Source organism: Cytobacillus oceanisediminis 2691 (assembly GCF_000294775.2).
GTDB lineage: Bacteria > Bacillota > Bacilli > Bacillales > Cytobacillaceae > Cytobacillus > Cytobacillus pseudoceanisediminis.
On record NZ_CP015506.1, the window covers coordinates 3,704,938 to 3,719,768 of the forward strand.

Below are 14,831 nucleotides of genomic sequence, written 5' to 3' on the forward strand. Positions count from 1 at the left end.
TCGACTTATGCCTGTCGGACCTGCACAGGGTGTGCGCCACAGGAAGTGGCGGTTTTAGTTAGAGTTCATCTGATAAGGCACTTCCGCTTTTGTTCTTTAGCGTATATGTATTCGATTAACTTCTTCCCAGCCGCCCGGCTTTAGCTGATAATAAAATTGCCCTCTTCTGCCTTCATCAATATAGAGTATATCCCCTGTGGAAATAAATCGGCCCTCAAAATCCCCGGGAATCCTGTCAAGCACATTAAACTTCCTAAAAACTGAATCAAGACATTCCACATGGGTTAAAGCTTCGACATTTAGGCGATATACTTGCTGAAAGCCTTTTTTGTCCCTAAATTTCGGTGTTTGAAAGATTGTCACATCATATTCTTTTCTTTTGATTCTTGTTAGTTCCTTCAGCATTTGGCATCCCCCTCACATTCTATGCATCCGCTTTTTTGTCTGATTTACCTATCAGACAAATTCAGCTGTTTTGACAAATAAGGTCTTCATAAGCATTTTTAATGACATTTTTTTACTTGCCCGCCAAATTTCTAAAAACAATTTTGTATTACTGTTTAATTAGCCATTTTTCTTGTCGTTTCCTCCATCAAAAAAATACTACTTTTGTCGATTTAAGGTTTTTTTCACAGAGAAAACGCTTTCAAAAGTGTTTAATCTGCATATTATGTATAAAAGTCTTTTAAGGGGGTGAAGAATTGCGGGTATCTAAAAAGCCTGTTTTATATTCAATCCTCATCGGATTGTTACTAATGACTATTTCTTATTTTTTTCAGCCACTCATGCCTTTTCAGTCTATCGCACACAGAGGTGCATCAGCTCTTGCACCGGAAAATACGCTGGCAGCCTTTGAAAAAGCTATTGAACTGGGCTTTGACTATATCGAATTAGATGTGAGGCTGAGCAAGGATAAACAGCTTGTCGTAATTCATGACGCTAATGTTATGCGCACTACCGACGGAGAGGGGCTGATTGAGGATTTGACGGTTAAGGAAATAAAAAAGCTGGATGCAGGATCCTGGTTTTCTCCTGCGTATGCCGGGGAAAGGATCCCTTTATTAAATGAAGTTTTAAAAGAAGTCAGCGGAAAAACAGGAATCATAATTGAAATGAAATCACCTGAAAATCAGCCTGGCATGACAGAAATTCTGGCAAATATGTTACATTCTTTTAAACCTGACAATGAGATTAAGGTCCAATCTTTCCATATTAATGAGATAAAAAAGTTTCACCAGCTTGCTCCCGAAATTCCTGCAGGCCTGCTGCTGAGCAAGCACCTGGATTTGTTTCATTTGGCATCCTACCGCGAATTTGCCTCTTTCTTATCTGTTCATCATCTCTTACTTTCCAAGTCCTTCATTAATCAAGCTGAGTTATTCGGTTTTGAGATATACTCGTGGACCATTAGCAAACAATACCAGTTTGCAGACATGCAGCGGCTTGGTGTTCACGGAATTATTTCCGATGATGAGAAGAGAATTCCCGACTCAATCATTTACGTGTTAATAACCCCCTTTTTAAAAGGTCAGGATTTTTTCAAAACACTTCTTGCATAGCTATATGCAGTCCCATGCTGCAGTCTGAGTCTGAGCATGTAAAAACGATGGGCGTCACCCATCGTTTTCGTCAGCATAAATTTTAAGCATATTTTGCAATGACAGACTGAAGCTTTTGCTGCATATAAGGAATATCTGCATTTGTAACAGTGAAACGGACAAAGGTTTCATCCATTTCCAGTGCCTCTGCCAGGAATCCTCCCAACCCTCTCGCTTTGCGGTCTACTTGAATCATGATCTCAGTCTCTCCATTTGCCTGTGGAAAAAATACAACTTCCAGTTCATCCAGCTTTCCTCTGTAAGGACCGGAGACTGGAACAAATTCAAACTCTTGGATAAACGGCAGCCTGCTGCGGAGGCGATGCGGAGCCTGTTCGCATTCTGCTTCCCGCAAACGGAATCCCATACTCGATACAGCGTTCAATACAGAATCCATTAGCGGGTTTGCCACGACTCGAATATAATCCTTATCAGCAGGATCCACCGCGTTTTTTATATCCAGTCCTGTCGCCACCCAAATTTTTGTCTTCCCAAAAGACAAAGGTGTGTCAGTTGGAAGATTAAAGGTAAATGGAATTTCCTTTCGTTCATTCGCCGCCAGGGTGAAGGAGTGAGCGAGCCTGAAACGGTCAATCAAACCTGAGACTGTATATTTTTTATCATCTGATTCTTTAATGTAAGTAGTATTCAATGAAAGATAAATATCATCGATTTTCTGTTCGGTGCTTCCCCCTGTAATCTCAACAACGCCTCTGAGAGCTTCTCCTGGAGCTGCTGAATCCTTCTCAAGTTTCGTATCGACTTTTGCCGATCCAATTCCAACACTTGCCAGGACTTTATTAAAAAATGACATATGCTTCTCTCCCTAGTTCTTTTTTTATTTTTTTCCTTTCCAATAGAAGGTTTACCTTCCATCCGGCCAACTTTTTAAACATTTCCGTCGGTCCTTATTATATATAACACAAAGCACTAGCTTCATTTAGATATACGAGCTTATAACAAGAAAAGTTTCATTTTTCAAATGTGCTGCCATAAATTTTTTATATTTGCGGAAATCGCTTTATATTTCTCAGCGTTTTCTTGAAAAATGATGTATGCTTGCAATTCGAATTTTCAGAATATGTATGCGCATGGTGTTCCTGCTGCTCCGCAAAAAAATGACGAGCACCTTTCCTCGTCATTTTTCTATATTAATCATCTTCAATTTCTTCATCAATGATGCACTTTTGCAGCAGGTATTCAAATGTGATATCTGCAAGCTCATCCAATTCTCCTTCAGTAGGCACATAACCTCTTTTTGCCAGCTCATGAAAGAAAAACTCAGCAATTTCTTCCGTATCTATTACGACCTCTATTTCCTTCACAGCAACGCCCCCTTTGTACAAAATGTATGAAGCACTACCTGGATTCATGCAAAACAACTTTCAGAAAAGTCATATTCTTTATTTTGTCTTAAAGTGCATTTTTCTTCAATTAGGACATACATATAGGATAAGCATCTAACAACGATCCATTTTATTCAGAAATTGAGGAGGCAGCGACATGTCAAGTATATCCAGACTGGCCCTAATCATTAAAGAAGATGTCAATCGTGAAGAAAGCTCCATTATCAATTTTTATAGCAATCTATTAAATGTCTGGTATAAGCTGGTCATATGGTTTGGCATACCATTTTTACTGTATCTCCTAATCACATGGCTCTAAGAAGAGCTGAGACCCCTAAGCTGCTTTACACAGTGCTCTTATCATCATTATTGGCAATATGCTTCAGTTTTCTGAGTATAACCCGCATGATATGCTTATACTCATCATCCTGAAACATTTCATAAAGTATACGATAATCATTATATATATCAAGCAAACCATCAATAAGCACTTTTCTTTCTTTAATGCCTTCAAGCAATTCCTTTTCTGCCTTGCGGAATGAATGAGCAGAATCCTTTAATTCAGGCAGCTTTTCTTTTTTGTTGATCATATAAAGGAGTCCCAGCTTCTGAATAAAAGCATCTGCACTTTCAGCATCCGCAACGAGTGTCAGCTCTTCTTCTCCAGCCTCCAGCCATTCCCCGTCATTAATTCTCGAAAGCTCATAAATAACATCTTCCCATGCATCTTCTTTGTATCTCCAAATTTCCGTCCTGAAGCCTACTATTTTGAAGAGATCTGAACCATACCCCTTGACTTGGACAAGGTCACCAAAAAAGTATTTATATTCGATGTCAATATGCTCCTTTTCCATAATCTCACCTTCATACTCAGAAAGCATTTGAAGGCTGGATTCCATATATAGACCTTCACTTTTATTGACTTCATAGACGTACATATCATCTAGCCATTTCACATCTGTTACTTTTCCGACTGTACCATAAATAGTGATCACGACTGTATCACCGATTTTGTACTTTGGTTTCTTCTTTTTGCTCATTTCCTCCATCCTCTCAATGACTGAGTCGTGAGTATTGAATACAATAGTATATGCACTTTTTATGAAAATCGTCCGTACGTTCATCACAATCAATCAAAAGCCATTCTCAAAAAATGGCTCTTTTTCAATGATTGATGATTTTTATTTTTGAATACTGCCCGTTGATTTCCAGGCACTTGCTTTCCGCGGGGAGGAATGCGAGCCTCCTCGGCTTCGCCTGCGGGGTCTCACACTTCCCTCTCCTCCCGCAGGACATTGAATAAGCTTCCTCGGATGAGCACCGCACGAAGGATATGCGTCAGCATTTTCGAGGATCAAGTGCCTTCCGCTCCAATCAACTCATAAATTAGTTACCTGCCCAAAAGCAACAACCTTTACGAAAACAGCCAAATAAAAAAACACTCCTGTGCCGGAGTGTTTCAAAGTGTTCATTTAGCTTTCAGAAAGTATATACAATTGCCAGACTTCATCAAATACAGACATGCTCTCAGGATAACTTCCATTCAATTCGAGGTAAGAGCTGACCTCATCATACTCATAGGCTGTTTTCGGAAAGCTGTGATCCTCATATGCCTCATTGGCAAAACGGCTGATGTCGTCCTTTGGTGCAGGGTGTCTGTATTTCATTAAAAAGTGATAGAAAGTTTTGGACATACTAACGCCTTCCCCTTTATTCTGTCGTTCATTAATTTATTTTCTACTATAATCGAATTGTGCTCAGTTCGTCTAGTATTACATAGAAAAGCAGCCCGCATAGCTTTGCGGGCTGCCCTTATCACTTACTTATCATAGGAAGAGAAATCGAAATAATTTCGCTTCAGCAGCCTTGGCTGCTCCATCAGCTTTTCGAAACTAATCTCTTTTCCAATCTTTTTCACATCAATCAAAAATAGTTGGTCCTCAATCTCCTTAACGAGATCATCTGACTGGTAAACCATTTCACAATCCCTGCAGGAAATGGAAGGGGTCTCATTAATTTGGATGGCCCTTGTTCCATCAGGCAGCTCCCAATAAACGGTTTCCCTGCTTTCATTTATATTCTGGCTTTCACACCATGCACATTTACTTTGCATTATGAGCCTCCTATTCCTTTGCCGATGCGGTCTCTGCATTCGTTTCAGCTGCTGGTTTCTGTTTCGTCTGCTGGGCATTGAATTTCTTTTCCTTTAGTTCATCGCGTTTGTCACGCTTATCCTTCAATGAACTGTGGGACGGATCGCTTTCATATTTTTCGCGGCGGTCAAGTCTTGCGAGCCCTTCAGGTACAAGATTAAACTGCTGATCATTCATCAGCGCTGCTATTCCGACATTGGACCGTTTTTCATCCATTTCCGGGTAAACTTCTTTAAAATACCCTTCAGCACGGCCCGGAACATAGTTTTCCGGCTCCGGATAAGTGGTTATAACTCCTTCAAAATTACGAAGGACCACTTTATCGGCACTTTGTGAGATCAGGTAATTTGGCTGCAAGGAGATTTTTCCGCCTCCGCCAGGCGCGTCAACAACAAATGTTGGAACCGCATATCCGGAAGTATGTCCTCTTAATCCTTCAATGATCTCAAGCCCCTTTGAAACTGGTGCACGGAAATGGCCAATGCCTTCAGATAAATCACATTGATAAATGTAATAAGGCCGGACCCGGATTTTAACAAGATCATGCATTAATTTTTTCATTATTGGAACGCTATCGTTTATACCAGCCAAAATCACGGATTGGTTGCCTACTGGAACCCCGGCATTTGCCAGCATCTCACACGCTCTCTTAGAATCTTCGGTAATCTCAATGGAAGTATTAAAATGTGTATTCAGCCATACCGGATGATACTTTTTCAGGATATTGCATAAATTTTCGGTAATCCGCTGCGGAAAAACAACTGGTGCCCGCGTGCCGATTCTGATGATTTCAACATGATCGATTTCCCTCAAATTCTTCAAAATGTACTCAAGGATATTATCATTGATCAAAAGTCCATCCCCGCCAGATATGAGAACATCCCTAACCTGAGGCGCACTCCTGATATAGCTGATCGCTGCATCAAGCTGTTTTTTCGGCACTCCCATGCCAATTTGACCGGAAAATCTCCTGCGTGTACAATAGCGGCAATACATGGAGCATTGATTTGTCACCAGAAATAAGACACGATCAGGATAACGGTGCGTCAGGCCAGGGACAGGTGAATCTTCATCTTCATGCAAAGGATCTTCAAGATCATATTTTGTTTTATATATTTCTTTTGAAATTGGTACCGATTGCATTCTGATCGGGCATCGCGGATCATCCGGATTCATTAGTGAAGCATAATAAGGTGTAATGTTCAGCGGAATCGTCTTGGTCGAGATCCTTACTCCTTCTTCCTCATCCGGAGTGAGATTGATGACTTTCTTCAGATCATCAACAGTGCGAATCGTATTTGTCAGCTGCCAAAGCCAATCATTCCATTGTTCTTCTGTGACATCCTTCCACAGCTCAATATCTTTCCAGTACCGATCCGGTTTATATAAAAAGTTCTTCATTTAAATTCCCCCTATATGGATTTCTTTAAAAATATATACTGCAAGAATCATGCCAATTCTGAAGCTTTCGTATTATCATATGAAAACCCTGACTGAGTGGCGATTGTTAGCAGATGAGGGGATAATTTTTATTAAACTGGTGACTTTGAAACAAAAAAAATGCCGATTATTCGGCACTTTCATAATTGCTGCAGACAAGGCTCCCGTTATTTATATCAATATTATACTTTGCCAGTTTATATTGCAGCGTTTGCCGCGGAACCTCCAATAGCTTTGCGGCTCTTTTTATATTTCCATTGGTCTCTAGAAGGGCTTTTTTAATTAATGCTTTTTCCTGTTCTTCCATGCTCGCCTTTAATGGCTGAACCTTTAGTGAAACAGCCTGTTCATCCTTTTGCAGCTGCTGTTTCATTATCACAGGCAAATCCTCTGCTTTAAGAAAATGATCTTCACAGACATTCATCATGTATTCGATTGTATGCTTTAATTCCCTGACATTCCCGGGCCAATGATATTGTCTGAAAAAGGCAAGCACATCCTCCCCGACTCCTGAAAGGTTTTTGTCTAAAACCTGATTAAATCCCCTCATAAAATGATGTGCAAGAAATTCAATATCTTCTTTCCTATCCCTTAGAGGAAGGAGCCCGAAAGTGAGAACATTTAAGCGGTAAAATAAGTCTGTTCTGATTTGATTTCTCTCCAGTGCTTCCACTGGATGGATATTCATGGCTGCAATCACTCTAACATCTACATGGGTGCTCTTCGGGCTTCCCACTCTTCTGACAATCCCATCCTCCAGCACTCTAAGAAGTTTTGCCTGGAGCTCAATTGGCATGGCATGTATTTCATCAAGGAAGAGTGTTCCCCCATCGGCTAATTCAAATAGCCCTGGTCTGTCTACAGCTCCTGTATAGCTTCCTTTAGCCGTCCCGAATAGAATGCTTTCAAGCAAGGATTCAGGTATAGCTGCACAGTTCTGGGCAATAAATGGCCCGGCTGCTCTTGAGGAAGCATGGTGGAGTCCCTGAACAAAAAGCTCCTTTCCGCACCCGCTTTCGCCAAACACCAGAATGGAGGAATCAGACTTTGCCAGTTTGGCTGCTTCCTTCTTAATTTTTTGCATTTCCTGATTTACAGTAAGAAGACTATCCAGTGTGTACTGTACATTCTGAACAGGAGTCTTTTTTTTGACAGGCTGTTTCATTTTTTTTCGCAAATCCAGAAGGCTTTCTGATAGAAGCTTTAATCTGGAATAGTCCTTAGCAATCTCAACAGCTCCTGCTACTTTGCCATCTACAGTAATAGGGAGAGTTGTATTAATGGTTTCTATTTGCGCGCCATGAAGGTTAACATAGGATTGCGTCTGATTATAGATCGGTTTTTTTGTTTTCATTACTTTTAGTAAGGTGCTTGTCTCTTTATCCAATGAAGGAAAAACTTTCAGAACAGGTCTTCCGATAACCTCAGAAACCTCCAGGCCATCGTGCCTTGCAGCAATTTCATTATAAAAAATGGTATTTCCATCCAAATCCACAACATGAATTCCTTCATCAATGCCCTTTAGTATGGCTGCCAGAACTTCTTTTGAAATGCTTTGAGTTTCAGTCATCAAAATCCCCTCCCATATTTATGTATATGAAAGGGTGCCGAAAATTTGTCAGGATGGTGCCGAAAAACTGGCACTATTTTTTATGGCTCCAGGAATCTTCAGCAGCCAAATTCTTTACCCAGACATTCATATTTTCAAGTTTATCGAAAATATAACAGTTGTTAAGAAGCCGGCCCCGATAGGAATACCCCAGCTGATGCAGAACGGCATTCATTCCGAACGACAGCGCTCTGGCAATGGAGTAGGCACAGAATACACCCTGCGATTTTAAATCTTTTTCCAATTTTTCAAGGAGTATTTTCATTAAACCATGTTTACGGTGGGACGGAAGTGTTGCACAATCTGTCAGTTCTGCGTTTTTATAAAAAAGATTGACCTCCGCTGAAGCTGCACTGACAAGGTCATCATTATACTGAAATGCGTAATAGATGCTACCTTCCTGGATTGTCTTTTTAATATATGAGGGATCATGGAGAGGTGTTGGATAAATTTGAAATACTTCCCGATAAAGTGCAGCAAGTTTTTCAGCATTTTGCTCTGATATTTTCATAAGCTGATATTCGGATGGAGGCATGATGACATCCGGGTTTCTTGAAAGGGCAGCTACATTTGTAATAATGCTGTCTTCTGAAATCCAATGTGGATTGATTCTTCTTTTGTCCGAGAAATATTTGCAGAAAAAGTATTGATCAGATCCCCGGAAATATCCGTCAATAACAGCTTCGCACTGAAAACCCATAGCAAGCAGTTCCGTATAATTTTCCACTCTTCCTCTAAAAATTAATTTCTCACACTGGTGTTCTTTTGCCGTTTTCTCTGCTTCATGGACAGCATCTTCCAATTTCCCTGCATAATCGTCTACTCTTAAGCGTTTATTGAATGGATCAAGGTATAATTCGGCAAGAACGTTTTCTTTTTTTATTGTTTTTACAGAAGCTTTTTTATTCATTGCTCAGACCCCCTTCTATTAAAAAACTGCCCGGCCAAACGGCCAGGCATTATAGATGATGAAGGATATACGGGCCAATTCCGCCTTTTTTTCGGCCGAATCAGCGCTTTTACCGGCCAAGCCGATTAAAATACCGGCCAAATATAGTGAACTTCAATTTTCGCCACTGATTGCTAGTTGAGGCCCACAAGAAGTGGGTCACAAAGACGTTGCCACAGGAGGTGGCGTTTCTTAGTCTTTGTTCTTCTTTTCGGGCCTTCACGGGCAGTTTGACCCCCACTTATCCCTCAACGATTTTTCCAGATCCTCGAAGTGGGGGTCTTACTGTTCCTGTCCTTCATCTTAGTCAATTTTAAAGCTGATCAGCTTCATCTCTGTCATTTCTTCAACAGCATATTTTATGCCTTCTCGTCCCATTCCGCTCATTTTTACACCACCATATGGCATATGGTCTACGCGGAAGGTTGGGAAATCGTTAACCATCACACCGCCGACATGAAGCTCCCTTGCTGCTTTGAAGGCTTTATTCACATCATTGGTGAAAACACCAGCCTGCAGGCCATAATCTGAATCATTCACAAGCGCAAGCGCCTCTTCAAAGCTGCTGAATGAATTAATATGGACAACAGGTGCAAATGCTTCCTCACAAGAAATTTTTTCTGATTTATCAACGTTCAGCAGGACGGTTGGATACAGGGTATTATCTGCTGCCTTTCCGCCAAGAGCAAGTTCTGCTCCGCTCTTAACGGCACTCTCGATCCAGCTTTGCGCGCGGTCGGTGTCGCTTTTGGAGATCATTGCAGAAATATCTGTTTCTTCATTAAGCGGATCGCCGACTTTTAGCTTTTTGGCTTCCTCAACAAAGCGTTCGGCAAATGTCTGGTACAGGGATTCATGGACATAAATGCGCTGAACGGAAATACATACCTGCCCCTGGAAGGCAAATGCCCCAGCTGCAATTCGCGGAACAATTTTCTCCACGTCTGCATTCTCATCCACTACAACTGCCGAATTGGAACCCAATTCAAGTGTTACTCTCTTTAAGCCTGCACTTTCCCGAATCTGCTTTCCTACTGCAGGGCTCCCTGTAAAAGTAATCATCGATATGCGGTCGTCTGCAACAAGCACATCCCCTACCGTTCCGCCGCTCCCTGTAATTACATTCAGAGCTCCATCAGGAAGTCCGGCTCTGTGAAAAATATCAGCTATTTTATATGCCGACATTGGCGTTTGGGATGCAGGCTTTAATACAACCGTGTTTCCGGCAGCAATTGCAGGACCCACTTTATGGGCAACAAGGTTCATAGGAAAATTGAATGGAGTGATGGCGCCGATAATTCCAAGCGGCTCCTTTACTGTATAGGCAACCCTGCCTTCGCCTCCAGGAGCAGCATCCATTGGGATTGTCTCTCCATAAAGCTTGCGCGCTTCCTGGGCAGCGAAGGTATATGTCATGATGGTGCGGTCCACTTCTCCTCTTGCAGCCTTTAGAGGTTTAGATGCTTCACGCGCAATGATCATTGCGCACTCTTCTTTTTCTTCCTTCATAATGGCAACTGCATTTTCCAGTATTTCTGCCCTTTTATGAGCAGGCATTTCAGCCATTATTTTTCTGGCATGATCTGCCGCATCAATCGCTGACTTCACATCGGAAGGAGAAGCCATGGCAACTTCTGCAATACCTTCCCCGCTATAGGGGCTTTTCAATGCTTTGTAATTCTCTGTTTCCTTGAACTTTCCGCCGATCCATAAATGTTGTTTCATTGTATTCCTCCTTATGTGCAGCATTCACCTATTACTTCTTCCAGTACGGTTAAACCTTCATTGAGCTGTTCATCGGTTGTAATAAGCGGAGAAAGCAGGCGAATAATATTGCCATAGAGGCCAGCACTCATAATAATGAGACCGCGCTTGTGCGCTTTTGACAGGATCTCCTGAACGATTTCCTTATTCGGTTCCTTTGTATCCTGATCTTTAACAAATTCAATGGCACACATTGCCCCTAAAGAACGAACTTCACCCACTTGCTTATATTTTAAAGGAAGATCTGAAAATTTTTCAGTAAAAAGGCTTCCGATTTCATTTGCCCTTCCTAATAATCCTTCTTCCTCAATTGTTCGAATCACTTCTAATGCGGCTGTACACCCGAGCGGACTGCCTCCATAAGTTCCGCCAATTTCACCGATATTCGGTGAATCCATTATGTCAGCCCTTCCAGTTACAGCACTGATAGGCAATCCGGCACCGATTGATTTTGACATCGTAATTAAATCCGGCACAACATCATAATGCTCCATAGCAAACATTTTGCCAGTCCTGCCAAATCCCGTCTGAACCTCATCAGCGATAAAGAGGATTCCATGTTTTTCACAAAGCTGTTTTACACCTTTTACAAAACGGGAAGACGGCATAACAAAACCGCCCTCACCCTGTACAGGCTCCATAATGACAGCAGCAATTTCTTCAGGAGGCACCTCGCTGAGAAAAAAAGTTTCGAATCTTTTAAGTAAGGCAAGATCATGTTCTTTTTCCTTCAGACCTTCGCTGCGGTAATAATAAGGGTAAGGCCATTTATATGTTTCAGGCGCAAATGGCCCGAATTCATATTTATATGGTTTAACCTTACTTGTTAAACTCATGGACATATAGGTCCGGCCATGAAACCCCCGCTCAAATGATATGATCCCTTTTCGGCCGGTATATTTCCTTGCTATCTTTACGGCATTTTCCACTGCCTCTGCTCCGGTGCTTAAAAAGAATGTTTTTTTGCTGTGGTTTCCAGGTGTAATGCTGTTGAGCTTTTCTGCCAGTTTAATATAAGGCTCATACATCATGACATGGAAGCACGGATGAAGATATTGGTCAATTTGGGCATGCAGGGCTTCCACTACCCTTGGCGGGCAATGGCCAACATTTAATGTGCCGATTGCCCCGGCAAAATCAAGAAAAGTATTTCCGTCTATATCTGTCAGAAGTACTCCATTTCCCTTATCAGCAAATGTCTGAATCGTGTTAAACGGCCCCTTTGGCACATTCTGCTCTTTTTTAGCCAATAATTCCTTCGCTCTCGGCCCCGGTATCTCCGTTCTTATTTTTATTGATCCCATCATCATTTCCCCTCTCACTGATTAGTGCCGCACCATTCCATCATGGCCAGAGCAATGATTTCAGCAGCTTCAAAAACTTCCTGCAAGGAGATATACTCGTTAACATCATGGGCCGCTTCAGTTACACCGGGGCCAAAGACAACAACAGGTGTATTCCCCACTTTGGATAATATGCCTCCATCCGTGCCCCAGGGTGATGCTTCAACTGCCGGCTGCATGCCTTTTACTTCTTCAAAAGACTCCGATATTACGGTCATTAGAGGGTGATCCTGTTCCAAATCACCAGGCAGCCAGCGTCCGCCGAACCATTCAACTTGAGGAGGATTTTTTTTAAGCCACGCATCATTTTGTGCTACTTCCTTCAGGCACTGTTCCAGCTCTTTTTCCGCAGATTTCATTTCCTCATCTGGCGCCACCCCCATCCTTCCCTCTATGATGGCAATATCCGGCACTGAAGAAGGCCATTCTCCGCTATTTATTTTTCCGATATTTATAGGGATTGGTATAGGAATCTTGGAATATAGCGGATCCTCAATTCTAAGGTTTCTTAATTTTTCAAGTTCCTGAAGCTTTGTCATCACTGTCATGGCTTTTTCGATTGCATTGATGCCTTCATATCTGGTTCCTCCATGAGCAGAACGCCCTTTTACCGTTATCCGAAACCACATCGAACCCTGCTGTTTTGGGAAGAGCTTCATATTTGTCGGTTCGGGAATGATTGCCCCGTCGGCTGTATATCCCCGGAGGACAGCAGCCAGAGTACCCGCCCCTCCGCTTTCTTCTTCTATGACACTTTGGAATATCACATCACCTTTAAGCTTAATTCCAAGCGTTATGATGGCTTCCATTGCAAGCAGGAGTGAGACTGTTCCCCCTTTCATATCCGTCGAACCCCGGCCATATAGTTTTCCATCTTCGATTCTGCCGCTAAATGGGTCATGATCCCAATCATTTCGGTCTCCCTCTGGAACAACATCAATATGGCCATTGAGGATAAGGGACCTTCCTCCGCCTGTTCCTTTCAAAACAGCCACTACATTGGGATTTCCGGAAAAATCCTTTCTATCCGAACAAAAAGCAGGATGTTTGGTCAATTGCTCCTTGCCAATCTCCCAAATATCCAGGGTTAGTCCAAGTTTGCGGCATTTTTCAATGATGACAGCCTGTGCACTGCTTTCTTTCCCACGGATGCTTCCTTCCTGGACAAGCTGCTGAAGAAGTCTTGTTCCCCTTTGCCTATTTTCTTCCAGCCACTGTTTAATCTTTGCATGAGCATTCATATTCCCACTCCTTTTCTGAGACCACAGCCAAACATAGGATACTATCTATCAATTAATCACTCTCACATTCCCAGCAATGGTAAAGCCGCAGCCGGTTTTCGCCCTTACTGCATGAATCGAGTGCGGTGCAAACAATTCTGTCAGTGTCAGACCATGATTTGTTATTTGAAAGACAGCCATCTCCGTAATAATCATGTCTACACAGCGGGCAGATGTAAGAGGCAGACTGCACTCGTTCACAATTTTTGAATTTCCATACTTATCTGTCTGGTTCATAAGGACAATTACTTTTCTGGCTTTTTGGGCAAGTTCCATTGCCCCGCCCATGCCAGGAACTTTTTTACCAGGGACAATCCAATTGGCCAGATCTCCCCTTTCACTCACCTGCAGGGAGCCAAGGATCGTCATATCAACTCTTCCTCTGCGTATCATCCCAAATGCAATAGTACTGTCACAATACGAAGCACCTTTTACAACGGAAACCGGAAATCCGCCAGCATTACAGAGATTTTCATCTTCCTTCCCTTTCTCCGGACTTGGCCCCATACCTGTAATGCCATTTTCAGCATGAAACATCACATTTGTCCCAGCTGGCAAATGATTGGGAACAAGCGAAGGAATTCCAATGCCAAGGTTTACAATCATCCCGTTCTTTATTTCTTCAGCAGCACGTTTTGCAATGCGATCTCTGATTTCTACTCCCATGCCCATTTCCAATTCACTCCTTTCGAAGGGACAATATAATCCACAAAAACCCCTGGTGTTATAATTTCATCAGGATCCAGGCTGCCAAGGGGGACAATTTCCTCCACTTCTGCAATGGTCATATCTCCCGCCATAGCAACAAGCGGGTTTGTGTTTCTCGCACTTTTGTCATAAATTAAGTTTCCGTAAGGATCCGCTTTTTTTGCAAAGACAATGGATATTTCAGCTGTTAGAGCCGTTTCAACAAGATATTTTTTTCCACTCAAATTACATGTTTGTTTATTGCTTGTTACAATGTCATTATCAAGTCCAATATCGGAAAGAATGGCAGGGATGCCGACTCCCCCTGCACGGATTCTTTCTGCCAATATTCCCTGTGGCGAAAACTCCACTTCCATTTTCCCATCTGTCATTAATTGGCCAGCAACGGGATTTGATCCGATATGGGAGGCAATCATTTTTTTCGCCCTTCCCTGGCTTACCACTTTCCCGATGCCAATATGGGGAAACCCTGAATCATTGCCAATAAGCGTTAAATCTTTGAATCCATTATCCAAAATTCCGTCAATAAGGGCAGGAGGGGTGCCAATTCCTCCAAATCCGCCAAACATAATGATCATGCCATCCCGAAAATGCTTCATTGCCTCATCAATTTCAATGATTTTGTTATAAGTGTTCTCCAT

General features: G+C 42.2%; 16 protein-coding genes. 2 read left to right on the plus strand and 14 right to left on the minus strand.

Going from position 1 to position 14,831, the window contains the following annotated elements; translation table 11 throughout:
* Nucleotides 1-96: 96 nt before the first annotated feature.
* Entirely contained in the window at nt 97-405 is a 309-nt protein-coding gene (locus tag A361_RS18630; protein ID WP_019379691.1) for a YodL domain-containing protein, read from the minus strand.
* A 296-nt stretch (nt 406-701) separates the two neighbouring features.
* Here A361_RS18630 and A361_RS18635 point away from each other — a divergent pair, with 296 nt between their 5' ends.
* On the plus strand, nt 702-1,559 hold the full coding sequence (locus tag A361_RS18635) for a glycerophosphodiester phosphodiesterase (protein WP_019379692.1): 858 nt from the start codon (nt 702-704) through the stop codon (nt 1,557-1,559).
* A gap of 82 nt (nt 1,560-1,641) precedes the next feature.
* On the opposite strand, the gene A361_RS18640 is transcribed toward A361_RS18635, so the two are convergent.
* Both A361_RS18640 and A361_RS29140 read right to left on the minus strand, forming a co-directional pair.
* Nucleotides 1,642-2,412: a sporulation protein gene (locus A361_RS18640; RefSeq protein ID WP_009332581.1), complete on the minus strand. Its 771-nt coding sequence runs from the start codon at nt 2,410-2,412 to the stop codon at nt 1,642-1,644.
* Nucleotides 2,413-2,749: 337 nt separating this feature from the next.
* On the minus strand, nt 2,750-2,923 hold the full coding sequence (locus A361_RS29140) for a YozD family protein (RefSeq protein WP_009332582.1): 174 nt from the start codon (nt 2,921-2,923) through the stop codon (nt 2,750-2,752).
* 178 nt (nt 2,924-3,101) lie between these two features.
* Between A361_RS29140 and A361_RS30015 the strand changes: the two genes are divergently transcribed.
* Entirely contained in the window at nt 3,102-3,263 is a 162-nt protein-coding gene (locus A361_RS30015) for a hypothetical protein (protein WP_019379694.1), read from the plus strand.
* Between the two features lie 25 nt (nt 3,264-3,288).
* Here A361_RS30015 and A361_RS18645 read toward each other — a convergent pair whose 3' ends face one another.
* From A361_RS18645 to A361_RS18695, 11 genes are all read right to left on the minus strand, one after another.
* Complete coding sequence (locus A361_RS18645; RefSeq protein WP_019379695.1) at nt 3,289-3,984, minus strand: hypothetical protein; 696 nt, start codon at nt 3,982-3,984, stop codon at nt 3,289-3,291.
* 432 nt (nt 3,985-4,416) lie between these two features.
* Nucleotides 4,417-4,638, minus strand: coding sequence for a YozE family protein (locus A361_RS18650; protein ID WP_009332584.1), 222 nt, complete (start codon nt 4,636-4,638; stop codon nt 4,417-4,419).
* A gap of 125 nt (nt 4,639-4,763) precedes the next feature.
* Complete coding sequence (locus A361_RS18655) at nt 4,764-5,057, minus strand: YokU family protein (protein ID WP_009332585.1); 294 nt, start codon at nt 5,055-5,057, stop codon at nt 4,764-4,766.
* A 10-nt stretch (nt 5,058-5,067) separates the two neighbouring features.
* On the minus strand, nt 5,068-6,498 hold the full coding sequence (gene ablA / locus A361_RS18660) for a lysine 2,3-aminomutase (protein ID WP_019379696.1): 1,431 nt from the start codon (nt 6,496-6,498) through the stop codon (nt 5,068-5,070).
* Nucleotides 6,499-6,664: 166 nt separating this feature from the next.
* Entirely contained in the window at nt 6,665-8,107 is a 1,443-nt protein-coding gene (locus tag A361_RS18665) for a sigma-54 interaction domain-containing protein (protein WP_019379697.1), read from the minus strand.
* A gap of 73 nt (nt 8,108-8,180) precedes the next feature.
* Complete coding sequence (gene ablB, locus A361_RS18670; RefSeq protein WP_019379698.1) at nt 8,181-9,056, minus strand: putative beta-lysine N-acetyltransferase; 876 nt, start codon at nt 9,054-9,056, stop codon at nt 8,181-8,183.
* A gap of 342 nt (nt 9,057-9,398) precedes the next feature.
* Nucleotides 9,399-10,820: an aldehyde dehydrogenase family protein gene (locus A361_RS18675; RefSeq protein ID WP_019379700.1), complete on the minus strand. Its 1,422-nt coding sequence runs from the start codon at nt 10,818-10,820 to the stop codon at nt 9,399-9,401.
* An 11-nt stretch (nt 10,821-10,831) separates the two neighbouring features.
* Complete coding sequence (gene gabT / locus A361_RS18680) at nt 10,832-12,166, minus strand: 4-aminobutyrate--2-oxoglutarate transaminase (protein ID WP_099049176.1); 1,335 nt, start codon at nt 12,164-12,166, stop codon at nt 10,832-10,834.
* An 11-nt stretch (nt 12,167-12,177) separates the two neighbouring features.
* On the minus strand, nt 12,178-13,443 hold the full coding sequence (locus A361_RS18685) for a peptidase (protein ID WP_019379702.1): 1,266 nt from the start codon (nt 13,441-13,443) through the stop codon (nt 12,178-12,180).
* A gap of 48 nt (nt 13,444-13,491) precedes the next feature.
* Nucleotides 13,492-14,154, minus strand: coding sequence for a 3-oxoacid CoA-transferase subunit B (locus A361_RS18690; RefSeq protein ID WP_019379703.1), 663 nt, complete (start codon nt 14,152-14,154; stop codon nt 13,492-13,494).
* Nucleotides 14,139-14,831, minus strand: a complete 693-nt coding sequence (locus tag A361_RS18695; RefSeq protein WP_009332593.1) for a CoA transferase subunit A — start codon at nt 14,829-14,831, stop codon at nt 14,139-14,141. The genes A361_RS18690 and A361_RS18695 overlap by 16 nt, the downstream gene beginning before the upstream one ends.

Coding starts and splice junctions, on each gene's coding strand:
- A361_RS18630 (WP_019379691.1), bottom strand. CDS start 405: ATGCTGAAGGAACTAACAAGAATCAAAAGAAAAGAATATGATGTGACA.
- A361_RS18640 (WP_009332581.1), bottom strand. CDS start 2,412: ATGTCATTTTTTAATAAAGTCCTGGCAAGTGTTGGAATTGGATCGGCA.
- A361_RS30015 (WP_019379694.1), top strand. CDS start 3,102: ATGTCAAGTATATCCAGACTGGCCCTAATCATTAAAGAAGATGTCAAT.
- A361_RS18645 (WP_019379695.1), bottom strand. CDS start 3,984: ATGAGCAAAAAGAAGAAACCAAAGTACAAAATCGGTGATACAGTCGTG.
- A361_RS18650 (WP_009332584.1), bottom strand. CDS start 4,638: ATGTCCAAAACTTTCTATCACTTTTTAATGAAATACAGACACCCTGCA.
- A361_RS18655 (WP_009332585.1), bottom strand. CDS start 5,057: ATGCAAAGTAAATGTGCATGGTGTGAAAGCCAGAATATAAATGAAAGC.
- ablA (WP_019379696.1), bottom strand. CDS start 6,498: ATGAAGAACTTTTTATATAAACCGGATCGGTACTGGAAAGATATTGAG.
- A361_RS18665 (WP_019379697.1), bottom strand. CDS start 8,107: ATGACTGAAACTCAAAGCATTTCAAAAGAAGTTCTGGCAGCCATACTA.
- ablB (WP_019379698.1), bottom strand. CDS start 9,056: ATGAATAAAAAAGCTTCTGTAAAAACAATAAAAAAAGAAAACGTTCTT.
- A361_RS18675 (WP_019379700.1), bottom strand. CDS start 10,820: ATGAAACAACATTTATGGATCGGCGGAAAGTTCAAGGAAACAGAGAAT.
- gabT (WP_099049176.1), bottom strand. CDS start 12,166: ATGATGGGATCAATAAAAATAAGAACGGAGATACCGGGGCCGAGAGCG.
- A361_RS18685 (WP_019379702.1), bottom strand. CDS start 13,443: ATGAATGCTCATGCAAAGATTAAACAGTGGCTGGAAGAAAATAGGCAA.
- A361_RS18690 (WP_019379703.1), bottom strand. CDS start 14,154: ATGGGCATGGGAGTAGAAATCAGAGATCGCATTGCAAAACGTGCTGCT.
- A361_RS18695 (WP_009332593.1), bottom strand. CDS start 14,831: ATGGAGAACACTTATAACAAAATCATTGAAATTGATGAGGCAATGAAG.